General features: G+C 69.9%; 25 protein-coding genes. 5 read left to right on the forward strand and 20 right to left on the reverse strand.

Features of this window, described 5'->3' with window-relative positions; translation table 11 throughout:
- Nucleotides 1-8 precede the first annotated feature (8 nt).
- From ACZ1DY_RS32030 to ACZ1DY_RS32045, 4 genes are all read right to left on the reverse strand, one after another.
- Entirely contained in the window at nt 9-863 is an 855-nt protein-coding gene (locus ACZ1DY_RS32030) for an FAD binding domain-containing protein (protein WP_465481868.1), read from the reverse strand.
- The gene (locus ACZ1DY_RS32035) at nt 860-3,298 is read right to left on the reverse strand and encodes a xanthine dehydrogenase family protein molybdopterin-binding subunit (RefSeq protein ID WP_465481869.1); all 2,439 of its coding nucleotides are present in this window, start codon (nt 3,296-3,298) and stop codon (nt 860-862) included. Before ACZ1DY_RS32035 ends, ACZ1DY_RS32030 begins: the two co-directional genes overlap by 4 nt.
- Nucleotides 3,298-3,828: a (2Fe-2S)-binding protein gene (locus ACZ1DY_RS32040; protein WP_016336316.1), complete on the reverse strand. Its 531-nt coding sequence runs from the start codon at nt 3,826-3,828 to the stop codon at nt 3,298-3,300. Before ACZ1DY_RS32040 ends, ACZ1DY_RS32035 begins: the two co-directional genes overlap by 1 nt.
- Before the next feature lie 285 nt (nt 3,829-4,113).
- A complete protein-coding gene (locus tag ACZ1DY_RS32045) occupies nt 4,114-5,034 on the reverse strand; it encodes a threonine ammonia-lyase (RefSeq protein WP_465481870.1) in 921 nt (306 codons plus the stop codon).
- Between the two features lie 70 nt (nt 5,035-5,104).
- Here ACZ1DY_RS32045 and ACZ1DY_RS32050 point away from each other — a divergent pair, with 70 nt between their 5' ends.
- Nucleotides 5,105-5,584 carry an Lrp/AsnC family transcriptional regulator gene (locus ACZ1DY_RS32050; protein ID WP_034321136.1) on the forward strand — a complete coding sequence of 160 codons (480 nt, stop codon included), beginning with the start codon at nt 5,105-5,107 and terminating at the stop codon, nt 5,582-5,584.
- Here ACZ1DY_RS32050 and ACZ1DY_RS32055 read toward each other — a convergent pair.
- The 4 genes from ACZ1DY_RS32055 to ACZ1DY_RS32070 all read right to left on the reverse strand — a co-directional run bounded on the left by ACZ1DY_RS32055 (nt 5,562) and on the right by ACZ1DY_RS32070 (nt 9,777).
- Entirely contained in the window at nt 5,562-6,674 is a 1,113-nt protein-coding gene (locus ACZ1DY_RS32055) for an XdhC family protein (RefSeq protein WP_465481871.1), read from the reverse strand. The two genes, ACZ1DY_RS32050 and ACZ1DY_RS32055, sit on opposite strands and share 23 nt — an antisense overlap.
- Entirely contained in the window at nt 6,667-7,767 is a 1,101-nt protein-coding gene (locus tag ACZ1DY_RS32060) for a vWA domain-containing protein (protein ID WP_465481872.1), read from the reverse strand. The genes ACZ1DY_RS32055 and ACZ1DY_RS32060 overlap by 8 nt, the downstream gene beginning before the upstream one ends.
- An 80-nt stretch (nt 7,768-7,847) precedes the next feature.
- Nucleotides 7,848-9,059, reverse strand: a complete 1,212-nt coding sequence (locus ACZ1DY_RS32065; protein WP_465481873.1) for an FAD-dependent oxidoreductase — start codon at nt 9,057-9,059, stop codon at nt 7,848-7,850.
- Nucleotides 9,060-9,207: 148 nt separating this feature from the next.
- Entirely contained in the window at nt 9,208-9,777 is a 570-nt protein-coding gene (locus ACZ1DY_RS32070) for a TetR/AcrR family transcriptional regulator (RefSeq protein WP_465481874.1), read from the reverse strand.
- A gap of 101 nt (nt 9,778-9,878) precedes the next feature.
- Here ACZ1DY_RS32070 and ACZ1DY_RS32075 point away from each other — a divergent pair, with 101 nt between their 5' ends.
- A complete protein-coding gene (locus ACZ1DY_RS32075; protein WP_465485736.1) occupies nt 9,879-10,898 on the forward strand; it encodes an aldo/keto reductase in 1,020 nt (339 codons plus the stop codon).
- A 3-nt stretch (nt 10,899-10,901) separates the two neighbouring features.
- On the opposite strand, the gene ACZ1DY_RS32080 is transcribed toward ACZ1DY_RS32075, so the two are convergent.
- The 11 genes from ACZ1DY_RS32080 to ACZ1DY_RS32130 form a co-directional block, all read right to left on the reverse strand.
- Nucleotides 10,902-11,774: an AAA family ATPase gene (locus ACZ1DY_RS32080; RefSeq protein WP_465481875.1), complete on the reverse strand. Its 873-nt coding sequence runs from the start codon at nt 11,772-11,774 to the stop codon at nt 10,902-10,904.
- A gap of 160 nt (nt 11,775-11,934) precedes the next feature.
- Nucleotides 11,935-12,504: a nucleotidyltransferase family protein gene (locus tag ACZ1DY_RS32085; RefSeq protein WP_465481876.1), complete on the reverse strand. Its 570-nt coding sequence runs from the start codon at nt 12,502-12,504 to the stop codon at nt 11,935-11,937.
- Nucleotides 12,497-13,303, reverse strand: a complete 807-nt coding sequence (locus tag ACZ1DY_RS32090; protein ID WP_465481877.1) for an IclR family transcriptional regulator domain-containing protein — start codon at nt 13,301-13,303, stop codon at nt 12,497-12,499. The genes ACZ1DY_RS32085 and ACZ1DY_RS32090 overlap by 8 nt, the downstream gene beginning before the upstream one ends.
- 171 nt (nt 13,304-13,474) lie before the next feature.
- Nucleotides 13,475-13,879 carry a 4-carboxymuconolactone decarboxylase gene (pcaC, locus tag ACZ1DY_RS32095; RefSeq protein ID WP_126733491.1) on the reverse strand — a complete coding sequence of 135 codons (405 nt, stop codon included), beginning with the start codon at nt 13,877-13,879 and terminating at the stop codon, nt 13,475-13,477.
- Nucleotides 13,876-14,649: a 3-oxoadipate enol-lactonase gene (gene pcaD, locus ACZ1DY_RS32100; protein WP_465481878.1), complete on the reverse strand. Its 774-nt coding sequence runs from the start codon at nt 14,647-14,649 to the stop codon at nt 13,876-13,878. The genes pcaC and pcaD overlap by 4 nt, the downstream gene beginning before the upstream one ends.
- A complete protein-coding gene (gene pcaG / locus ACZ1DY_RS32105) occupies nt 14,642-15,190 on the reverse strand; it encodes a protocatechuate 3,4-dioxygenase subunit alpha (RefSeq protein ID WP_465481879.1) in 549 nt (182 codons plus the stop codon). The genes pcaD and pcaG overlap by 8 nt, the downstream gene beginning before the upstream one ends.
- Complete coding sequence (gene pcaH / locus ACZ1DY_RS32110) at nt 15,190-15,924, reverse strand: protocatechuate 3,4-dioxygenase subunit beta (protein ID WP_126733494.1); 735 nt, start codon at nt 15,922-15,924, stop codon at nt 15,190-15,192. Before pcaH ends, pcaG begins: the two co-directional genes overlap by 1 nt.
- 19 nt (nt 15,925-15,943) lie before the next feature.
- Nucleotides 15,944-17,122 carry a thiolase family protein gene (locus ACZ1DY_RS32115; RefSeq protein WP_465481880.1) on the reverse strand — a complete coding sequence of 393 codons (1,179 nt, stop codon included), beginning with the start codon at nt 17,120-17,122 and terminating at the stop codon, nt 15,944-15,946.
- Nucleotides 17,119-17,874: a CoA-transferase subunit beta gene (locus ACZ1DY_RS32120; protein WP_126733496.1), complete on the reverse strand. Its 756-nt coding sequence runs from the start codon at nt 17,872-17,874 to the stop codon at nt 17,119-17,121. The genes ACZ1DY_RS32115 and ACZ1DY_RS32120 overlap by 4 nt, the downstream gene beginning before the upstream one ends.
- The gene (locus ACZ1DY_RS32125) at nt 17,871-18,680 is read right to left on the reverse strand and encodes a CoA transferase subunit A (protein ID WP_192742710.1); all 810 of its coding nucleotides are present in this window, start codon (nt 18,678-18,680) and stop codon (nt 17,871-17,873) included. Before ACZ1DY_RS32125 ends, ACZ1DY_RS32120 begins: the two co-directional genes overlap by 4 nt.
- Nucleotides 18,681-18,793: 113 nt before the next feature.
- Nucleotides 18,794-20,053, reverse strand: coding sequence for an NADH:flavin oxidoreductase/NADH oxidase family protein (locus ACZ1DY_RS32130; protein ID WP_465481881.1), 1,260 nt, complete (start codon nt 20,051-20,053; stop codon nt 18,794-18,796).
- 61 nt (nt 20,054-20,114) lie between these two features.
- Between ACZ1DY_RS32130 and ACZ1DY_RS32135 the strand changes: the two genes are divergently transcribed.
- The 3 genes from ACZ1DY_RS32135 (at nt 20,115) to ACZ1DY_RS32145 (ending at nt 22,357) form a co-directional block, all read left to right on the forward strand.
- Entirely contained in the window at nt 20,115-20,690 is a 576-nt protein-coding gene (locus ACZ1DY_RS32135) for a TetR/AcrR family transcriptional regulator (protein ID WP_465481882.1), read from the forward strand.
- 69 nt (nt 20,691-20,759) lie between these two features.
- On the forward strand, nt 20,760-21,677 hold the full coding sequence (locus ACZ1DY_RS32140; RefSeq protein WP_465481883.1) for an acetoacetate decarboxylase family protein: 918 nt from the start codon (nt 20,760-20,762) through the stop codon (nt 21,675-21,677).
- Nucleotides 21,674-22,357 carry a type 1 glutamine amidotransferase domain-containing protein gene (locus ACZ1DY_RS32145; RefSeq protein ID WP_465481884.1) on the forward strand — a complete coding sequence of 228 codons (684 nt, stop codon included), beginning with the start codon at nt 21,674-21,676 and terminating at the stop codon, nt 22,355-22,357. Before ACZ1DY_RS32140 ends, ACZ1DY_RS32145 begins: the two co-directional genes overlap by 4 nt.
- Here ACZ1DY_RS32145 and ACZ1DY_RS32150 read toward each other — a convergent pair whose 3' ends face one another.
- Nucleotides 22,358-22,879, reverse strand: coding sequence for a hypothetical protein (locus ACZ1DY_RS32150; RefSeq protein ID WP_465481885.1), 522 nt, complete (start codon nt 22,877-22,879; stop codon nt 22,358-22,360).
- Nucleotides 22,880-22,935: the final 56 nt, after the last annotated feature.

Raw genomic sequence — 22,935 nt, forward strand, 5'->3', positions numbered from 1 at the left:
TCTGTGTCTCAGCTACCTGCCGCGGCGAGGACCGCCCGGCCGGTCAGCACCCGCGCGAGGTGCTGCCGGTATTCGACGTCGGAGTTGCCGTCGGCCGTCGGATTCGTGCCCTCGGCCGCGCGTTCGGCCGCGGCGCGGATCGCCTCGGCGGTGGCCGCGCAGCCGACCAGCGCCTCCTCGACCCCGGCCGCCCGCACCGGCGTCGAACCCATGTTGGTCAGCGCGACCCGCGCCTCCTCGATGGTGCCCGCCTCGGTGCGGACACAGGCCGCGACCGCGACCATCGACCACGCCTGCGCGACCCGGTTGAACTTCTCGTAGTGCGCGTGCCAGCCGGTGTGCTTCGGCACCCGGACCTCGACCAGGAGTTCGTCCGCGGCGAGCGCGGTGGTGAACATGTCCTGGAAGAAGTCCGCCGCGGCGACCGTCCGCCGCCCGCCCGGCCCGGCGACGACGAGTTCGCAGCCGAGCGCGAGAACGGGGCCGAGCAGGTCACCGGCGGGATCGGCGTGCGCGATGGCGCCGCCGAACGTGCCGCGGTGGCGGATCTGCGGATCGGCCACCGTGTCGGTGGCGGCCTTGAGCAACGCGGCGTGCTCGGCGACCAGCGTGTCCCGCTGGACGTCGTAATGCGTGGTCATCGAGCCGATGACCAGCACGTCGCCGTCCTCGCGGACGCCGCGCAGTTCGGCGACCTTCCCGAGGTCGACCAGCGTGGTCGGCGTGGCGAGCCGCATCCGCAGCACCGGCAGCAGGCTCTGCCCGCCCGCCAGCACCTTGGCGTCCTCGCCCGCCTCGGCGAGCGCGCTGATCGCTTCGTCCACTGTGGACGGAGCGACGTAATCGAACGGGGCCGGGATCACTGGGCACCTCCGGTGGCGTCGATCGAACCGAGACCGCCACCGGCTTCGGAGCCCAGCCCGCCCGCGGCGGCCGACCCGTGCTGGATGGCGTGCCAGACCCGCATCGGGGTCAACGGCATTTCGATGTCGTTCACCCCGAAGTGCCGGACGGCGTCGACAACGGCGTTGACCACCGCCGGGGTCGAGGCGATCGTGCCCGCCTCCCCGACTCCCTTGGCGCCCAACGGGTTCGTCGTCGACGGGGTCTCGGTGCGGTCGGTGGTGAAGCTGGGCAGATCCGCGGCCGACGGGAGCAGGTAGTCGGCGAAGGTCCCGGTGGTCAGCGTGCCGCCTTCGTCGTGGACGGCCTCCTCGAACAACGCCTGGGCGATGCCCTGCGCGAGCCCGCCGTGCACCTGGCCTTCGACGATCAGCGGGTTGACGGCCACGCCGACGTCGTCGACGCAGACGTAGGAGCGCAACCGCACGCGCCCGGTCTCGGTGTCGACCTCGGCCGCGCACAGATGCGTGCCGTGCGGGAACGAGAAGTTCTCCGGATCGAACGTGTCCGACGAGTCCAGCGAGGGCTCGACGCCGTCCGGCAGGTTGTGCGCCGAGAACACGGCCCACGCGATGTCCTGGATGGACGTCGAGGAATCCGTGCCCTTGACCGAGAACTTGCCCGCCGAGAATTCGAGGTCGTCCTCGGAGCACTCCATCAGATGCGCCGCGATCGGCTTGGCCTTGGCGAGGACCTTGTCCGCCGCCTTGACCACCGCGATCCCGCCGACCACGAGCGACCGGGAGCCGTAGGTGTCCATGCCCTTGTGCGAGGACTGGGTGTCGCCGTGGATGACCTCGATGTCCTCGAACGGGACACCGAGTTTGTCGGCGACGATCTGGCTCCACGCCGTCTCGTGGCCCTGGCCGTGCGCGGAGGCGCCGGTGATGACCTCGATCTTGCCGGTGGGCAGCACGCGGATCTCCGCGTGTTCCCAGCCGCCTGCCGCGTAGTCCAGCGAGCCGAGCACCCGCGACGGCGCGAGACCGCACATCTCGGTGAACGTCGAGATGCCGATGCCGAGCTGGACCGGGTCGCCCGATTCCCGCCGTTCCTTCTGCTCGCGGCGGAGGCCGTCGTAGTCGAAGAGTTCCTTGGCCTTGGCGGTGGCGGCCTCGTAGTTGCCCGAGTCGTAGGTCAGCCCGGCCACCGTCGTGAACGGGAACTCCTCGTGCTTGATCCAGTTCTTCTCGCGGATCTCCATCGGGTCCATGCCGAGTTCGACGGCGAGTTCGTCCATCATCCGCTCGATCCCGAACGTGGCCTCCGGCCGCCCGGCGCCGCGATAGGCGTCGGTGAGCGTGGTGTTGGTGAACACGTTGGTGCAGGCGAAGTGGTACGCCGGGAACTTGTAGATCGCGTTGAACATGAACGCGCCGAGGATCGGCACGCCGGGGCCGACGAGACCGAGGTACGCGCCCATGTCGGCGAGCAGTTCGACCTTGAGGCCGGTCACCGTGCCGTCGCGGTTCGCGGTGATGGTGAGGTCCTGGATCTGGTCGCGGCCGTGGTGCGCGGCGACCATCGTCTCCGAACGGGACTCGGTCCACTTCACCGGTTTGCCGAGTCGCTTGGCGATGAGCGTCGACATCATCTCTTCGGGCAGCACGGCGATCTTGCCGCCGAACCCGCCGCCGACGTCGGGCGCGATCACCCGCACCTTGTGCTCGGGGAGCCCGAGCGTGGCCGCGGTCATCGTCTTGAGGATGTGCGGGACCTGGGTGGCCGACCACATGACCAGCTGATTGCCCGTCGGGTCGACCACGCACGCCCGCGGTTCCATGAACGCCGGCACCAGGCGCTGCTGGCGGAACCGCCGCTTGAGCACGACCTCGGAATTCGAGATCGCGTCCTCGACGCTGGAACCCGTTCCCGCGTCTGCGGAATCGAAGACCCAGACCGCGTTCTGGTTGGTGCCGAGATCTTCATGCACCAGCGGCGCGCCCTCGGCGAGCGCGTTCTCCAGACCGAGGACGACCGGCAGTTCGTCGTAATCGGCGTCGATCATTTCGAGGGCGTCGTGCGCTTCGGCCGAGGTGCGGGCGACGACCACCGCGACCCCCTCACCGGCGAAGTTCACCGTGTCCGAAGCGAGGATGGGCCGCCTCGGCGATTTCATGTCGGGCGTGATCGGCCACGCGCACGGCATGCCGATGGCGTCCTCGGGGTCGAGGTCCTTCCCGGTGAAGACCGCGACCACGCCGGGCGCGGATTTCGCCTCGGTGACGTCGATCGAGACGATCTTGGCGTGCGCGAACGGGCTGCGGAGCACCGCGAGATGCAGCATGCCGGGCAGGGTCAGGTTGTCGGTCCAGCGGGTCCTGCCGGTGATGAGGCGTTCGTCCTCCTTGCGGCGACGGGACTTGCCGACCTCCGGCTCGATCGTGGAGGTCATCACTCACCACCCGCGCCGACACGGGAAGCGGTGTCCGAAGCGAGCCGCTCGGCTTCGGGGCCGGCACCGGGCCGCATCTCGTGGGCGGCGTCGCGCACCGCGCGGACGATGTTCTGGTAACCCGTGCAGCGGCACAGGTTGCCTTCGAGCCCTTCGCGGACCGCCTTCTCGTCCGGATCGGGATTGTCGGCGAGCAGGTCGATCGACTGCATGATCATGCCGGGAGTGCAGAAACCGCACTGGAGCGCGTGGTTCTCGTGGAAGGCCTTCTGCACCGGGTGCAGTTCGCCGTCGCGGGCGAGTCCCTCGATCGTGGTGACCTCGCAGCCGTCGGCCTGGACCGCGAGTACCGAACAGGATTTCACGCTGTGCCCGTCGAGGTGGACGGTGCAGGCGCCGCAGTTGCTGGTGTCGCAGCCGACCACGGTGCCCACCTTCCCGAGCCGTTCGCGCAGATGGTGCACGAGGAGGGTCCGGGGCTCGACGTCGTCTGTGTAGCTGGTGCCGTCGACGGTGACGGTGATGCGCATCAGGCCTCCAAAAGCAAGAGAAACCCCGCGCTGGTCCGGGGTCGTTCGGGAGCGGCCGGTCATTCGGTTGTCACGGACCGACCCCGGAGCGACCGTGATCGGACTCACAGTCGAGCGTGCTACTCAGCGCCTGCCAGGGCAACCCCCACCAGGGGGTGACTCGCGAACGGCTCCGCAGATGCGGTTGTACTCCGGGGAAATCGGTGCAGATGCGGGGAAAGCGCAAGTGTCCATTCGGTACAGGGGGTCGTGAGTGGCGATTCGGGTTCTAACCCGAATCGCCACTCACGACCACGTCGGCGGCCAGACGGCGTTGGCCCCGGTGACCACGGTGGCGACCCGGTCGCCGGGGAGGTCGTGCACGGTCAGCGCGGCCAGTCCGGCGGCCCCGGCGGGTTCCGGCAGGACACCGAGGGTTTCCGCGCCCAGCCGCATGGCCGCGCGCAGATCGTCGTCCTCGACCAGCACGAAGTCGTCCACCAGCGACCGCAGGCGCCGGACGGATTCGGGTTCCGGGGTGCGGATCGAGATGCCACCGGCGAACGAGTTCACCCGGTCGACGGTGACCGGCTCACCGGCCAGCCAGCTCGTCGCCATCGCCCGCGCCGACGTGGTCCCGACGCCGACGACACGGACGTCCGGCATGTGCGCCTTGAGCCAGAGCGCAACGCCGGCGATCAGCGCGCCGTCGCCGACCGGGAGCACGACCGTGTCGATCGCGCCCGCTCCCGCCAGTTCCAGCCCGATCGTGCCCGCCCCTTCGGAGATCGCGGGATCACGGCCGTCGACCACGAAGACGCGGTCCGGCGCTTCGGCGGCGAAGGCGGCAGCGACGACCTTCACCTCGCCCTCGACCCTCCGCACCCGCGCCCCCAGGGTCTTGATCCGCCGCAGCTTGACCGGGGAGACGTCGGCCGGGACGAACACCTCGGCCCGCAATCCGCGTTTCCTGGCGGCGTACGCGACGGCCTGCCCGAAGTTGCCGCTGGTTCCGCACACCATCGTGGTGCCCGGCTCCAGCCCGGCGGCGAAGTAGTCCGCGCCCCGGCCTTTGAAGCTGCGCAACGGATTCAGCGTCTCGATCTTCACCAGCACGGAACGGCCGAGCCGTGCGTTCAGCTGTTCGTCGCCGTACTGCGGGGAGTTCAGGAAAACGGGATCGATCACCTTCGCCGCCTCGGCGACGTTGTCCAGCTTGAGGTCCATGACCCTCAAGCTAGGCCGGAGGCCGATCATGCCGATTGTAAATTTTCCCGCCCGCGTGCAAAAATCTTGCGTGCCTCTCGACGAGATCGACCATCTGCTGCTCGACCTCGTCCAGGCCGACGCGGCGCGCCCCCTGCACGACTTGGGCGACGCCGTCGGCCTCTCCCCCAGCGCGGTGCAGCGGCGGCTGACCCGGCTGCGCGCCGCGGGCGTGATCCGCGCCGAGGTCGCCGTGCTCGATCCGGAGACGCTGGGCGCGGGGATGACGTCGGTCATCCTGGTCGCACTGACCGACGACGACGAAAAGCGCCACACGGCCTTCCGCGAGCGGATGCTGGCGGAGCCCCGCGTCCAGCACTGCTACAGCATCGTCGGGCAGTGGGACTACGTCGTCGTGCTGCTCACCCCGGATCTCAAGGCGAGCCGGTACCTGTCCAGGAAGCTGTTCGACAAGCACGTCAAACGGTTCGAGACCCTGCCCGCGTTCGAGGTGGTCAAATCGAGCCAGGCGGTGCCGGTGCCCGGTGTCAGCCGTGGATCCGGCCGCTGAGCTCGGCGAGCCGCGAGCCCGAACCGCCCCACCGCAGCGCGATGATCTCGGCCGCGATCGACACCGCGGTCTCCTCGGGGGTCCGCGCGCCGAGGTCGAGGCCGATCGGCGATGACAGCCTTTCGAGCTCCGCCTCGGTGACCCCGGCCTCGCGCAGCCGCGCGAACCGGTCGTCGTGGGTCTTGCGCGAGCCCATCGCGCCGACGTAGCCGACGTCGAGGCGCAACGCGACCTCCAGCAACGGAACGTCGAACTTCGGGTCGTGGGTGAGCACGGCGATCGCGGTCCGGCCGTCGACCCGGCCGGCGTCGGCTTCGGCCTTGAGGTAGCGGTGCGGCCAGTCGACGACGACCTCGTCGGCGTCGGGGAACCGGCTCTTCGTCGCGAACACGGGCCGCGCGTCGCAGACCGTGACCTGGTAGCCGAGGTACGCGCCCATCTTCGCCATCGCGGCGGCGAAGTCGATCGCGCCGAAGACCAGCAGGCGCGCGGGCGGCTCGAAGGAGTTGACGAAGACCGTCATCCCCTCGCCGCGGCGCTGCCCGTCCGGCCCGTAGTGCAGGGTGCCCGTGCGGCCGCCGGCGAGCATGCCGCGCGCGTCGTCGACGACGGCGTCGTCCATGCGCGAGGAACCGAGCGAACCCGCGACACGATCCGGCCAGACGACGAGATGCTCGCCGACCATGCCCTCCCGCTCGTGCTCGATCACCGTGACCACGGCGACCGGCTGTCCACTGTGGACCGATTCGACGACGTCACCGAGCTCCGGCATCGAGTCGCGGTCGATGTGCTGGACGTAGATGTCGATGATCCCGCCGCAGGTCAGCCCCACGGCGAAGGCGTCGTCGTCGGACACGCCGTAGCGCTGCAGCACGGGCGCGCGTTCGGCGACCACCTGCTGCGCGAGCTCGTAGACGGCGCCCTCGACGCAGCCACCGGAGACGCTGCCGGTGACCGTGCCGTCCGGGGCGACGAGCATCGCCGCGCCGGGGCTCCGCGGCGCCGACGAGAACGTCGCCACCACCGTGCCGACCCCCACCGTCTCGCCTGCCGCCCAGCGGCGGTGCAGTTCGTCCAGTACGTCACGCATCGGCGATCTCCACGAGAAGTCGTTCCAATGTGGCCAAACTGTGCCCGGCGAGCAGCCGATCGAGGTGCGGGAGCGCGGCCACGATGCCGGACTGCACGGGAGCGTAACCCGCCCGCCCCGCGTGCGGATTCACCCAGAATACGACGTGCGCGAGCCTCCGCAGCCTCGCGAGCTGCTCGCCGAGCAGGCCGGGGTCGCCCCGTTCCCAGCCGTCGGAGAACACGGTGACCACGGATCGCCTGGCCACACCGCGTTGTCCCCACCGGTCGAGGAACGCCCGCAAGGTCTCGCCGAGCCTGGTCCCGCCCGCGAAATCGGGGACCGCGGCGGCCGCGGCGAGCATCGCGTGCTCGGGATCGCGCAGCCGGAGCTGCCGGGAGACCCTGGTGAGCCGGGTGCCCAGGGTGAACACCTCGACCCGGCCGGGAGCGCACCGCGCCACGACGTGCGCGAACCTCAGCAGGGAGTCGGCGTACGGCCCCATCGAGCCGGAGACGTCGATCAGGAGGACGACGCGGCGCGGTTTGCTCCCCTTCCGCCGGTACGCCAAGCGCACGGGCTCGCCGCCCCCGGCCAGCATCGCGCGGAGCGTGCGCGACGGATCGAGCGTGCCCCGCCGGGCGGCGCGACGGCGTGGGGACGGACGCACCGGGAGCGCCGGGCGCAGTTTCGCGAGCAGTTCCCGCAGGTGGGCGCGTTCGGCGACACTCAGCTCGGCGAGATCGCGGTGCCGCAGGATCTCTTCGTCGCTCGCCGCGACGCGGAGTTCGTCGGGCTCCGCGGCGGACTCGCCTTGGCCCGCCTGCGCGAGCGTGGCGATCCTGGCTCGCTTCGGGGCCGCTTCCCGGCTTCGCCGCCGTGGTCCGGCTTCCTTTTCGGTGAACCAGCCGTCGAACGCGGCGTCGTAGCGCGGCAGGTCGTCGGGATCCGCGCACAGCGTCAACCGCCCGGCCCAGTACAGCTGGTCCGGATCGGCCAGGTCGATCTCGCCGACGGCTCCGAGGTACGCCTGCACTCGGTGCGCGTCGCACGGCAAACCGGCTTCGCGCAATGCCTCCGCGAAGCCGACGAAGCCCGCCAGTGGATCGCTCACTCCTCCATTGTGCGCGCGTTTCGTCCTCTGGATGCGGTACTTGCACGCGCAAGTACCGCATCCAGAGGACGAAACGCGCGTCAGCGGCGGGCGAAGACGGGGGTCTTTTCGCGCAAGGGGCCCATGCCGCCCAAGAAGGCCGCGAGGGCGATGAGCCGCGGGAACCGGTCCGAGACGCGAAGCGGCAACGGCACGGTCCGCTCGTTCAGCGTCCCGTCGAGAGCGGGCTCGATGAGCCTCTTGTGCTCCTCCAGTTGCTGCTTCTGGGCGAGCGAGACGATCACGGATCGCCGTCGCTGCACGCGGGCGAGATCCCGGGCGGTCAGTGTCCCGCGCAGCAGCGGGGCGGCGAGGATCCGCGCGGCCGCCACCGCGTCCTGCACCGCGATGTTGACCCCCATTCCGCCGGCCGGTGACATCGCGTGCGCGGCGTCGCCGATGCAGAGCACCCGGCCGGAGTACCAGCGCGGCAGCTTGGACATCCGCACCTTCAGCAGTTTGACGTCGTCCCAGCCGCGGATCTCGTTCACTTGCCGGTCGTTCCAGCCGAACAGGCCGCCGATCCGCTCCCGGAACCTGTCGATCCCTTCGGCGCGCTGCGCGGCGTCCTGCCCCTTCCGGATCAGGTACGACGTCTGGAAGTAGTCGCCGCGGTCCATGGTCATCCCGGCGAGCCCGCCCTCGAACCGGCCGAACACCTGCGCTTCCTTGCCGGTGTCCTCGAGTTTCGGCACCCGGACCCACCAGACGTCCATCGGCACCTCGTACTCCTTCGGCACGAGCCCCGCCTCGGCGCGGATCAGCGAGTCCCGGCCGTCACAGCCGACCACGAGCGGTGCGGCCAGTTCGCGTTCCTCACCGTCGGCGTCGCGATAACGCACGCCGCCGCCCTCGCGCAGGCCGAGCACTTCGGCTCCCATTCGCAGGGTGAACGTCGGTTCCTCGGCCGCGGCTCCGGCGAGCAGGTTCAGGAAATCCCATTGCGGAACCATCGCGATGTATTTGTGCGGCCCCGGAATTCGGCTGAAATCGGCGGCGACGATGGTCGCGCCGCCGATCAGCAACCGCATCTTCTCCAGCCGTCGCGACGGCAATTCCGCGAAACGCGCACCGAGCCCGAGTTCGTCGAGCAGCATCAGCGTCGGCGGATGCACCGTGTCACCGCGGAAATCGCGGAAGAAGTCGTGGTGCTTTTCGAGAACGGTGACCTCGACCCCGGCCCGCGCCAACAGGAGCCCGAGCACCATCCCCGCCGGACCGCCCCCCACCACACAGCACTGTGTACGTTCCATGGTCGAGTTGTAGCGCGCGGAATGGCGCCGCCGCCATGGACCTAGGTCCTGTCGAGAGGCCGCCTCCTGGCCGACGCGTGTCGCGAAAGCCACTTTCGCGACGTCTGATGTCCCGAAAGTGGCTTTCGCGACACCGCCACCCTTTGCCTTACCTCTCGCGAAGTCCCGCCACGAGCACCCCGACCATCTTGCGCGCGTTGTAGCGCGGATCGCTTTCGGCGCCGATGCAGAGGTTCCCGACGCCGCGCATCACTTCGAGCGCCTCGAGATCGGAGCGGATCTCCCCCGCTTCCGCCGCCGCGCCGAGCAGCCGGGCGCACACCGGCAGGAGGGTGTCGAGGAAGTAGGTGTGCAGCGTCTCGAATCCGGCGTTGTCGGACTGCAGCACCGCCGCCAGCCCGTGTTTGGTGACCAGGAAATCGACGAAGAGGTCGATCCAGCGCCGCAACGCCTCATAGGGGGAGTCGCTCGACGCCAGCAGTTCCGGCCCCGCTTCGGCGCACGCGTCGACCTGATGCCGGTAGACGGCGACGATGAGGTCGGCCCTGGTCGGGAAATGCCGGTAGATCGTGCCCATCCCGACGCCGGCCTTGGCCGCGATGTCGCGGACCGGCGCCTCGACGCCCGAGGTGACGAAGACCGCGGCCGCGGCGTCGAGCAGGGTCTTCTCGTTGCGGCGGGCGTCCGCGCGTTTGGCCTTGGTGCCCTCTTCACTCATCACGCCACTCCTCTGCCAGCGGGCTTGCCAAACGGAACACTGCTCCGTATCGTTAGCGGAGCAGTGTTCCGCTTGCTTATTTTGCCATGGAGGACATCGTCATGCAGTACCGCACCTTGGGCAGGACCGGCGTGCAGGTCAGCACCCTCGCGCTCGGCGCGATGAACTTCGGCGCGATCGGGCGCACCACCCAGGACGAGGCCACCGCCATCGTCGACGCCGCCTTGGCCGCCGGTGTCAACCTGATCGACACCGCGGACATGTACAGCGCCGGGCAGTCGGAGGAGATGGTCGGCAAGGCCATCGCGGGCCGCCGTGAGGACATCGTGCTGGCCACGAAGGCGAGCATGCCGATGGGTGACGAGCGCAACCACCAGGGCGCTTCCCGTCGCTGGCTGGTCACCGAACTGGACGACAGCCTGCGCCGCCTCGGCGTCGACCACGTCGACCTCTACCAAATCCACCGCTGGGACCCGAAGACCAGCGACGAGGAAACCCTTTCCGCGCTGACGGATCTGCGGCAGGCGGGGAAGATCCGCTACTTCGGTTCGTCGACGTTCCCCGCTTATCGCATCGTGCAGGCCCAGTGGGCCGCCCACGAACTCCGTACGGGCCGCTACGTCACCGAGCAGCCGAGCTACTCGATCCTCCAGCGCGGGATCGAATCGCAGGTCCTGCCGGTGACCGAGGAATACGGGATGGGCGTGCTCGCGTGGAGCCCCCTGGCGTCCGGCTGGCTGTCCGGCGCGGTCCGGGAAGGCCGCGAGATCAGCACGAACCGCTCGGCGGTCATGCCCCAGCGTTTCGATCTGACGCGGCCCGCCAACCGGGCCCGGCTGGAAGCCGTCGAACGGCTGATCAAGGTCGCCGATCAGGCCGGGCTGACTCTGATCCAGCTCGCACTCGGCTTCGTCGTCGCGCATCCGGGGGTGACGAGCGCGATCATCGGCCCCCGCACGCTGGATCACCTCGAGTCGCAACTCGCCGCCGCGGACACCGTGCTCTCCGCCGACGTCCTCGACGCGATCGACGAGATCGTGGCCCCGGGCACCGACCTGGCCCCGGAGGAGAAGCACGACACCCCGCCCGCCTTGCTCGACGCGTCGCTGCGGCGCCGCTGACGCTCAGGCGAGCAGTTTGTCCAGCTTGGCCCGGACCCTGTCCAGGTCTTCGCTGTACTTGAGCACCGAACCGAGGGTCCGGGCGGCGGTCGCGGCGTCCAATTCGGACATCCCGAGCGCGAGGAGCGCCTGCGCCCAATCGAGGGATTCCGCCACGCCAGGCGGTTTCAGCAGCTCCATCGCGCGAAGCCGCTGCACCGCCGTCGCGACCTGTGTCGCGAGCGCCTCGCCAAGGTTCGGGATCTTGCGGCGCAGGATCTCGATTTCGCGGCCGAGGTCCGGATGTTCGAGCCAGTGATAGAGACAACGGCGCTTCAGCGCGTCGTGCACCTCCCGCGTCCGGTTGGAGGTGAGCACCACGAGCGGCGGATGCTCGGCGCGCACCTCGCCGAACTCGGGGATCGTCACCGCGTTCTCGTCGAGGAGTTGTAGCAGGAAGGCTTCGAACTCGTCGTCGGCGCGGTCGATCTCGTCGACCAGCAGGACACACGGCGCGGTCTGCAACGCCTTCAGCAACGGCCGGGAGAGCAGGAAACGCTCGGTGTAGAGGGACTGTTCGGCGGTCTCGACGTCGAGGCCGCCGTCACCGGCGGCTTCCAGCGCCCGCAGATGCAGCAATTGGCGGGGGAAGTCCCATTCGTACAGTGCCTGCGCCGCGTCGATCCCCTCGTGACACTGGAGCCGGATGAGCGGCATGCCGAGCGCTTCGGCCAGTCCCAGCGCGAGCGAGGTCTTGCCGGTGCCCGGTTCGCCCTCGCAGAACAGCGGGCGGCCGAGCGCCACGGCGAGGAACCCGGCCGTGGCGATGCCGTCGTCGGCGAGATAGCCGACCGTTTCGAGGGCTTCGGCCAGTTTCTCGGGCGATTCGACGGTCACGTGCCGATCGTAAGCCTCGGTGAGCCGGAGATCAGCCCGGAAGATCCTCGCGGCGGTGGCCGATGTCGCCCGCTGACGACGACTGGACGGTGTCGCGAAAGCCACTTTCGGGACATCAGACGTCGCGAAAGTGGCTTTCGCGACGTCTGTGAGCCGGAGATCAGCCCGGAAGATCCTCGCGGCGGTCCACGTCGTGCCCGCTGCCGAGGTCGCCGCATTCGACGAGCCGCAGGTCCTGGCGTCCCTTGAGCCAGTCCCGGGCGCCCTTGTCCCCGGACGCGCCCGCGACGATCTCCGGCCACCATCGGCGGCCGAGTACGACGGGGTGACCGGGAACGCCTTCGTACGCGGCACGCGCGACGGTGACTTCGCCGGCCCCGGCGGCGACCCGGCGGACCACTTCGGCGCCGACGCCGGGCAGGTCCACGAGATGCACGACGACGGCTTCGGCATCGGTTCCGGTGAGCGCCCTCAGGCCGGCGCGCAAGGACGCGCCCATGCCGGACTCCCAGTCTTCGGCCACGACAGCGGCCTCGGGGGCGGGCAGGATCGCGCGGACTTCCGCGGCCGCGGCACCCAGCACCACCCGGATCGGCGCGCAACCCGCGTCGGTGAGCACGCGCAGCGACCGGACGACGAACGGCTCGCCGTCGAGGACGGCCAGCGCCTTCGGCCCGCCGAACCGGCGCCCGGCTCCGGCCGCGAGCAGCAGCCCGGCGACCTCAGCCATGCCGCGCTTTGGAGGGCGGCGCCGACGCCAGATCGGTCTCGATGGCGCGTGCCGCCGCGAGCAACGGCGGCAGCAGTTCCCGTTCGACCGACTCACGGGTGGTTCGGCTGGCGTGGGTGGAGAGGTTGACCGCGGCCACGACCCTGCCCTGCCGGTCGTGGATCGGCGCGGCGATCGAGCGGAGACCCTCTTCGAGTTCCTGGTCGACCATCGCGTAGCCCTGCTCGTGGACCCTGACCAGCTCGGCGCTCAACTCGTCCGGTCTGCTCTTGGTGCGCGCGGTGAGCTTGTCGAGCCTCGCCCCGGCGAGGTATTCCCGCAGGTCGGCGTCATCGAGGCCGGCCAGCAGGACATGCCCCATCGACGTCGCGTGGGCGGGAAAGCGGGTGCCGACGTTGATGCTGACCGTCATGATCCGCGAAACGGCCACCCGGGCGACGTAGACGATGTCCGGGAGTTCGAGCACGGAGACCGAGCTCGACTCGTGCACCTCGGCGGAGAGCCGCTCCAGATGCGGCTGGGCGACCTCCGGCAGTGACAGGCTCGACAGATACGAGTAGCCGAGTTCGAGGACGCGCGCGGTGAGCGAGAAGTATTTGCCGTCCGTGCGGACGTACCCGAGATCGACGAGGGTGAGCAGGAACCGGCGGGCGGCCGCCCTGGTGAGCCCGGTCGCGCGGGCGACGTCGCTCAGGGTGAGTTCCGCCGCGTCCGCGTTGAACGCCTTGATCACGGCCAGCCCGCGCTCCAGCGACTGGACATGATGCGCCCCGCGCTCGGTCACCTCGCCTTCGTCCATATGAGAACCCTAGGACGTGTCCGGTAACTCTGTTCGATGGGCTTCGTGATCCAAGTGGTTCCTGACGGTGCGGGCGGTTCAGCCTCGTACCGGGTTGTACTCGGCTGAACTGCCCGTGCCGTCAGGGACCGCTTGGGCGCGAAGACCGCGGACAGAGTTACCGGACGCGTCCTAGCCGCCTCCCTTTTCCTGGGCGGCAGGCTCACCGAGTTCGGCCAGGACCCGCTGCGCGACGGCGAACGCGGCGTTGGCGGCCGGGGCACCCGCGTACACGGCGGTGTGCAGCAGGACCTCGGAGATCTCCTGCGCGGTGAGTCCATTGTGGACGGCGGCGCGGACGTGCATCGCGAGCTCGTCGTGGGCGTGCAGCGCGGTGAGCGCGGCCAGGGTGACGCAGCTGCGGGTCTTGCGGTCGAGCCCGTCCCTCGACCAGACCGATCCCCAGGCGCCCCGGGTGATGTAGTCCTGGAACGGGCGGCTGAACTCGGTGGTGCGGGCGACCGCCCGATCGACGTGCTCGTCCCCGAGGACCTCGCGGCGCACCTTCATGCCGGTCTCGTAGGTGTCGTCGGTCATCGGGCGGCCTCCAGGTGTTCGAGGATCAACGCGGTGAACCGCTCGGGCTGTTCGAAGCTCCCGAGATGCGCGGCGCTTTCGACGACTTCGAGCCGCGCGTCGGGGATGCCGCCCGCGATCACCTCGGCGTGCTCGACCGGGGTGGCCGGATCCTCGGCCCCGGCGATCACCAGGGTCCGCGCCGCGATCTTGGGCAGGTCACCGACGAGGTCCATCGTTTCGATGGCCTGGCAGGACGACGCGTAACCCTCGGCGGGAACGCCGGCGATCATCTCGCGCAGGTACGCGGCCCGCTCGGGGTGGGCGGCGGCATACCCGGCGGTCAGCCAGCGGCCGACCCCGGCCTCGGCGACCGCGGCGGTGCCCTGCTCGCGGACCGTCTTCGCCCGGTCCGCCCACATGCTCGGCGGCCCGAGCTTCGCGGACGTGCAGCACAGCACGAGGCTCGCGATCCGGTCCGGTGCGTTCACCCCGAGCCACATCGCGGTCATCCCGCCGAGCGAGAGCCCGACGACGTGGGCACGCTCGGCCCCGTGCTCGTCGAGCAGCGCGATCAGGTCGCCGCCGAGGTCCGCGAGGGTGTACGGCCCGGGCGGGACGGGTGACGCGCCATGCCCGCGGGTGTCGTACCGGATCACCCGGAAACCCTGCTCCACCAAGGGTTTCACCTGCGGTTCCCACATGCGGTGATCGCTGCCGAGCGATCCGCTGAACACCACGACGGGGCCGTCCGCGGGCCCTTCCGCGACGCTGTACACCGGCTCAGACATCGAAGAACACCGTCTCCCCCTCGCCCTGCAACCGGATGTCGAACCGGTAACCGTCGCCGTCCTTGGTGGCGACCAAGGTTCCCCGGCGGGCCTCCGGGACCGACGCCAGCACCGGATCCCCGGAGTTGTCGTTGTCCTCGAAGTAGATCCGGGTGACCACCCGGTGCAGGAGTCCGCGGGCGAAGACCGAGACGTCGATATGCGGCGCTTGCGTGCTGCCGGCCGGACCGGGCAGCGAACCGGGCATGATCGTCCGGATCTCGTAGTGGCCGCCCGGATCGGTGGGGCAGCGTCCGAAGCCCCGGAACCCACTCGCGACCGCTCCGCGCGGGTCGTCGGGGTGATCGAACCGGCCGTCGGCGTCGGCCTGCCAGGTCTCGATCATCGCGTCCGGCACCGGTTCGCCCGCGCCGTCGAGGACGCGGCCGTGGATCCGGACCGCGGCGGGCTCGTCCGCGGGGACGACGTCCGGTCCGTCCGGCCAGGGCAGGCCGATGGACAGGTACGGGCCGACGGTCTGGGAAGGCGTCGTCTCCGGCATCAGTGCTCGTCCTCCTCGTCCTCGAAGACCGAGGCCTCGCGGCCGCGCACGACGATGTCGAACTGGAAGGCCAGCGCCCACTCGGCTTCCGTGCGGTCGAGATCGAAACGCGCGATCATCCGCTGCCGGGCCTTCTCGTCCGGGATGGAGTTGAAGATCGGGTCCTGCGAGAACAGCGGGTCTTCCGGGAAGTACATCTGGGTGACCAGCCGCTGGGTGAACGCGCTGCCGAACACCGAGAAGTGGATATGTGCCGGCCGCCAGGCGTTGTCGTGGTTCTTCCACGGATACGCGCCCGGTTTGATGGTGGTGAAGGTGTAGCGCCCTTCGGAGTCGGTGAGCGTCCGGCCCGCGCCGTCGAAGTTGGGGTCCAGCGGGGACGGCCAGCGGTCCCCGGTGTGCCGGTACCGGCCGCCCGCGTTCGCCTGCCAGATCTCCACGAGCGAATCGCGGATCGGCCGCCCGTCGCCGTCGAGCAGCCGCCCGGTGACGATGATCCGCTGGCCCTGTGGCTCCCCCGCGTGTCCCTTGGTGAGGTCGTTGTCGAATTCGCCGATCCGGCCCGGCCCCAGCGCGGGACCGGTGACCTCGGTCAGCAGATGTGGGAGCACGATCAACGGCTCTTTCGGATGCCGCAGCGCCGTCGACCGGTAGCCGGGGTAGCCGAGCGGTGGATGCGTGCCGTCGGGATCGCGCCGGTAGCGCGGGAGCCTCAGTTCTGCGGGTGCGGACATGCTGTTCCTCCAGCGCGACTCAGTGGGCTTCGAGGACGACGGCCAGCCCCTGGCCGACGCCGATGCAGATGGCGGCCAGTCCCCACCGGCCGCCGGTGCGGCGCAGGTGGTGGGCGAGTGTGCCGAGGATCCGGCCGCCGGAGGCGCCCAGCGGATGCCCGATCGCGATCGCGCCGCCGTTCACGTTGACGATCTCCGGGTCGAGCTTCGACCAGTCCCGCAGGCAGGCCAGCGACTGCGCGGCGAAGGCCTCGTTCAGTTCGACGGCGGCCAAGTCCTCCCAGCCGATCCCGGCCCGCTCCAAGGCGATCTCGGCCGCGCGCACCGGGCCGATGCCGAAGACGTCCGGGTCGACGCCCGCCGCGCCCCGGCCGGCGATCCGGGCCAGCGGCGCCTTGCCGAGCCGCTTGCCCGCCGCCTCGTCACCGAGCAGCAGCGCGGAGGCGCCGTCGTTCAACGGCGACGCGTTCGCGGCCGTGACCGTCCCTTGTGGACGGAACACCGGCTTCAGCTTCGCGAGCTTCTCCGGGCTGGAATCCGGCCGGATACCTTCGTCGCGGGTGAGTTCGACTCCCTCGACGGGGACGACGTGGTCGTCGTAGAACCCCTCGTCCCAGGCGCGGGCGGCGTTGACGTGACTGCGCACGGCGAACGCGTCCTGCTCGTCGCGGCCGATGCCGTAGCGCTCGGCGAGCTGCTCGGTGGACTCGCCGAGCGAGACCGTCCACTGCCCGGGCATCTTCGGGTTGACCATGCGCCAGCCCAGCGCGGTCGAGTAGAGCGTCTGGTTGCCCGCAGGGAAGGCCTTCTCCGGCTTCTGCATGACCAGCGGCGAACGGCTCATCGACTCGACCCCGCCCGCGACGGCGAGCGAGGCGTCGCCGACCTGGACCGACCGGCTGGCCTGCATGACGGCGTCGAGACCGGAGCCGCACAGGCGGTTGACCGTGGCGCCGGGCACGCTCGTCGGCCAGCCCGCGAGCAGCGCCGCCATCCGCGCGACGTTCCGGTTGTCCTCGCCGGCGCCGTTGGCGTCGCCGAGCACCACCTCGTCGACGGCGGCCGGGTCGAGGTCGTTGCGCTCGGCCAGCGCCCGCAGGACGGTGGCGGCGAGGTCGTCCGGGCGGACGCCGGACAGGGCGCCGCCGTACTTGCCGAACGGGGTACGGATGGCGTCGAACAGGAAGACGTCGGTCATGCGCTCGCCCTTGTGAGGTCTCGGAGGATGCGGAGTTCTGCCTCGGTCGGCGCCGGGGTGGTTCCCAGGTCGCCTGCCACCTTCAGTTTCCACCCGGTCGCCGCGACGACCTGATCGACCTCGACCCCGGGGTGTACTTCGGTGAGCGTGAGCTCGGCGGTCTCCGGGTCGGGCCGCATCAGGCCGAGGTCGGTGACCACCAGCGTCGGCCCGGCGCCGGGGAGGCCGAGACGCTCGCGGTCGCCCTTGCCGGTGCCATGGCCGAACGAGGTCACGAAGTCGACCTTCTCGACGAACGTGCGAGGGCTTTGTCGGAGCACCACGAACACCTCCCGGCAGGAGGCGGCGATCTCCGGGGCGCCACCCGCCCCTGGCAGGCGCACCTTGGGATTGGCGTAGTCCGGGCCGATGACGGTGGTGTTGATGTTGCCGAACTTGTCCAGCTGGGCGGCGCCGAGGAAACCGACGTCGATCCGGCCGGGCTGGAGCCAGTAGTTGAAGACCTCGGGGACGCTGACCACGGCGTCCGCGGTGTCGGCGAGTTCGCCGTCGCCGATGGACAGCGGGAGCCTGCTCGGCTTCGCGCCGAGGCAGCCGGATTCGTAGATGAGCGTCAGGTTCGGCGCGTGCCCGCGGCGGGCCAGGTTCGCAGCCGTGCTCGGCAGGCCGATGCCCACGAAACAGGACATCCCGTCGCCGAGCGCGCGAGCGGCGGCGACGCTCATCATCTCGTCGGAGGTGTACTCGGTCATGCCTTCACTCCCGTCAGCTCGCCGAGCCAGCGGGTGAAGCTCTCCCGGTCCCGGCCGATCGCGTCCCATGCCTGGTAGGCGTCGTTGTCCCGTTCGTAGTAGCCCGCCGCGTACGACGGCCGCGCGCCACCGGGCACCTCGGCCACGGCGGTGACGGCCCAAGACGGCAGCACGATCGCGCCCGGCCGGGGTTCCAGCTCGTCCACGATCTCCTCGACGGTGACGAGCGACCGCTTCGCCGCGAGCACCGCCTCCTTCTGCACGCCGGTGATCCCCCAGATCTGGACGTTGCCGGACCGGTCGGCGCGCTGGGCGTGGACGATCGTGACGTCCGGGTTGAGGGCGGGCACGGCGGCCAGCCGCTCACCGGTGAACGGGCAGGTGATGGGTTTGATCGTGTCGGTCTGCGCGGCGAGATCGGTGCCGGTGTACCCGCGCAGGACGGCGAACGGCAGACCCGAGGCGCCGGCGACGTACCGGTTCGCCATACCCGCGTGACTGTGTTCCTCTATCTCCAGCGGTACCGGCCACGAATGCTGGACGGCGTCACGGAACCGGTGCAGCGAGCCGACCCCGGGGTTGCCGCCCCACGAGAAGATCAGCTTGCTCGCGCAGCCCGCGCCGATGAGCTGGTCGTAGACGATGTCCGGGGTCATGCGGACCAGCGTCAGGCCGGTGCGGCGCTGGCGGATGATCTCGTGTCCGGCGGCCACGGGGATGAGGTGCGTGAAGCCCTCGAGCGCGACGGTGTCCCCGTCGTGCACCAGCCGTGCCACGGCCTCTTTCAACGACAGCAGCTCAGCCATCCCCACTCCCGGCTTGGTTCGAAGCACTTGTTCGTATCGCGCACACATGTTCTACATATGAACTTAGCACAGCCGAGTGGCCCGTGACACTGCTTCGACCCGGTGAATCCGGATCAGCTCGCGCGACCGCGCAGCCAGCCGCGGTATCGGCGAAGCGCGACGGCCTGCAGCACCGTTTCCACCACCAGGGCCAGTTTCGGGTCGATGCCGGGCTTCGTCGGCCGCCCCGCACCGAGACGGCGCAGCTGCCGCCGGACCCGGGCCATGCCCGCGGCGGACGCGACGGCCTTGTCGCCGATCCGGACCGGCTCGAGTGTCACCTTGGCGTCCTCGTCGTGCCGCCACTTGGCGGGCAGCCCGGGATCGACGGCCAGCGCGCTGCCCATGCCGACGAGTTCGACCCCGCTCGCCAGTACCTCTTCCGCGACCGGCCTGCGGACCACGCCGCCGGTCAGCATCAGCGGCACCGCGCTCGTCCGCACGAGTTGTTCGGCGAGGGTCAGGAAGTAGGCCTCCCGCGCACGGGTGCGATCGTCGCCGGACTGCCCGGTCATCGCCGGGCTCTCGTAGCTGCCACCCGAGAGTTCGACCAGGTCGACGCCGAGCGGCGCGAGCATCGCGATGACCGACGCGGCGTCGTCGGCGTCGAAGCCACCACGCTGGAAGTCGGCGGAGTTGAGCTTGACGGCGACGGCGAATCCGGGCGCCACGACGGCACGGACCGCGCGGACGACGTCGAGCAGGAGCCTCGCCCGGTTCTCCAGGCTGCCGCCCCACCGGTCTTCACGACGATTGGCCAGCGGGGAAAGGAACTGGGAGAGCAGATAACCGTGCGCCGCGTGGATTTCGACCCCGTCGAAGCCGGCCTCTTCGGCGCGGCGGGCGGTCTCGGCGAACCGCGCCACGGTCTCCTCGATCTGCCGCGGGGACATTTCGACCGGGACGGCGAACCGCTTGCTGTTCTTGCCGATGTCCACCCGGACGGCCGACGGCCCCCAGGCGACGCCGGGCATGTCCGCCCCGACCTGACGTCCGGGGTGGTTGATCTGCATCCACACCCGCGCGCCCCCGCTTTTCGCGGCCGACGCCCACTCGCGGAACGGTTCCAGCGGGGAGCGCGCGTCGAGGACGACACCGGCCGGGCCGGTGAGCGCCTCCGCGTGGACCATGACGTTGCCGGTGATGAGCAGCCCGGCCCCGCCTTCGCTCCATCGGCGATACAGCTCGAACAGCGGCTTGCCGGGCACCTGCCCGCGGCTCGCCATGTTCTCCTCCATCGCGGCCTTCACCAGGCGATTCGGCAGCGTCGAGCCGTTGGGCAGAGTGAAGGGTTCGAACACCGGCGAGGAGATCTTCTCGACTGCGGATGACATCGTTGCTCCCGAACGCGTATGTTTACATTGCTCACATAAGCTTAGGAAGGGAATGTAAGCAGTGTCAACATCGACGAAGAGTGGCTACCATCACGGCGACCTGAGGGCGTCGTTGCTGACCACGGCGATGCGCATGCTCGAAGCCGGCGAGCAGTTCTCCCTGCGCGCCGTCGCCCGCGAAGCCGGCGTCTCGGCGACAGCGCCGTACCGGCACTTCGCCGACAGGGACGCCCTGGAGTCGGCCCTGGCCGCGCAAGGCTTGCGCGACCTGAAGGAAGACCTCTCGAAGGGACGCGAGCTTCCGGCGTCGGCGGCGGACCTGGCGGAACTCGCGGTCGCCTACGTCGATTTCGCCCTGCGCCGCCCGGCGTTGTTCCGGCTGATGTTCGGGAACGCCTGCGACACGGGAAGCGAGGAGCGCGTCCAAGCGGCGGCCGACATCCACGAACTCCTGCGGCTGGCGATGGCGCGCGTGTTCTCCGAGCCGTCGGACGCGCTCGCCTCGGCGGGCTGGGCGCTGGCGCACGGGCTGGCGTACTTGTTCCTCGACGGCAAGCTCCAGGTGGAGTCGGACGACGAGGTCGCCGAGCACGTGCGCGCCGCCTTCACCGCGATCCTGGCGGCACGGCCGCGCTGACCGGTGTTGACAGTGCTCACATCAGCCCTTACAGTGGCCGATGTAAGCACCGTAAACATTGGAGATCCGATGGCTCAAGACACGGTCACCGTCGAGCTGGGCGGACGCTCGGTCGACGTCCCGAAAGGCGGGCTGTACGACCGCTACCGGATGGACACCGACCTCGACACCGTCGCCGCCGATCCGCGTGTGAGCGGCGTCGGCTTCTTCCGGCGGCTCCCCAAGGCGCGGGTCGACTCACCGATCGGGCCGACGCTGACGCCCAACTTCTACTACCGGATCGCGACGGCCCGGCTGACGCTGACGGCGCCTTCCCGGGCGATCCGGCGCCGCCTCCCAGCAGAGCTTTCGCCGCTGGAGGTCGCGCCCGGCCTCGGCCTGGTGTCGGTGATGGTGTTCCGGTACGACGTCTGCGACATCGACTTCTACACCGAGGCCGCCGTGGGCATCGCAGTCCGGCCCGCCCGGCATGGCCGGTTCGGGTTCTTCGACCTCGTGACCGGGCTCAAGAACGAGCACCTTCACTCGTACGTGCTGTCACTGCCGGTCAGCAGCGAAATCGCCCAGGTCCGCGGCCACGACGGCTACGGATTCCCGAAATGGGTGACGCGTCTGGACGTCGACATCGATGCCGAGCGCACCGAAGCGCACGTGGCGAACGACCGCGGCGAGACCGACTTCGCCCTTTCGGCGGCGACACCGCGCCAGACCGCGCACCGGTCCGGCGAGCAGGTCTCGAGCCTCACGTCGTACACCACCATCGGGGACGCGTGGCATGCGACACTGAGCCAGACGAACGTCCTTTCGGCGGGCGGCGCGACGTTCCCGCGCGGCGTCGCCCTCCGGCTGGGCGAGGGCAGGCTCTCCGACGACGTCCGCTCGCTCGAACCCCGCCGCCCGATCCGTTTCGACGTGATGACCGAGGGACAACTCGCCCTCCACATGCCGGTCCCCACCTCCGTCCGGGAACAGGAGGCCCGCAAATGACCAAACGCGTTCTGCACGTCGTCACCAACGTCGGTCACTACGACGATCCGTCGCACCCCACGGGTTTGTGGCTCTCCGAGCTCACCCACGCCTACCACGTCTTCGCCGGACGAGGCTTCGAGCAGGCGATCGTCAGCCCCCAGGGCGGACGATCGCCGCTCGAACCCCGCTCGCTGAAATTCCCCAGCTACGACAAGACCGCCAAGGCCTGGCATGCCGATCCGGAGCGGATGGCGCTGCTGGAGAACACCGCGGCGCCCGGCGAGATCGACTCGGCGGACTTCGACGCGATCTACTTCACCGGCGGCCACGCGGTCATGTACGACTTCCCGGACAGCGAAGAGCTGCAGCGGATCACCCGGGAGATCTTCGAACGCGGCGGCATCGTCTCCTCCGTCTGCCACGGCTACTGCGGCCTGCTGAACACGAAGCTGTCCGACGGCTCGTACCTTGTCGCGGGACGCAAGGTCACCGGTTTCGCGTGGCGTGAGGAAGTCCTCGCGAAGGTGGACAAGCTCGTGCCCTACAACGCCGAAGAAGAGATGAAGAAGCGCGGCGCGCTCTACGAAAAGGCGAAGCTGCCCTTCGTCTCCTACGCGGTGGTCGACGGCAACCTCGTCACCGGACAGAACCCGGGATCGGCGAAGGAGACCGCGAAGAAGGTGGCCGAACTCCTGTGATCAGCCGATCCCGCTGCCGGGCGGGAACCATTCGACGGCCCTGAAGTCACCGCTCTCGACCCGTTCGAAGGTCGCGGTACTCAGGCACGGCGGCACGATCTGCTTGTTCTCGGGATCCGGCCCCCAGCTGTAGCCGAGCCGGTCGCGCCTGCCGTCGTCGTACACCGTCATCCCGACCCGCCGGTCCATCAGGCCGGGGACGTCCGTGTCCTCGACGATGCCGGTGACCACGGCGACCGGGCCGCCGACGACCAGGCAGTCGATCCTGCCCCGGAAGTAGGCGGAGAACCCTTCGCCCGCGTGGCTCACCCGGAAGGTCCCCCTGCTCTCCGGGAAGAGACCGTGCGCGTCGAAGGCGAACCGGACGTCCTGGCCGTCCTTGCGCAGCAGCTTCGCGCTTCCCACCAGGCTCGGCTCGGACGGCTTGCCCTCCTCCGCGGCGGACACCGGGCCGGCCGCGACGAGCGTCGTGGCGAGGACCAACGCGGCGCCGACTGCGGCGAGTTCTCGTGATCGTTTCATCTTCCACCCCTGGAATCCCCTGTTCGCGGAGCCTTTCCGCATTCATCACCATCCCG

The sequence above is a fragment of the Amycolatopsis sp. PSD-21 genome (assembly GCF_055561455.1).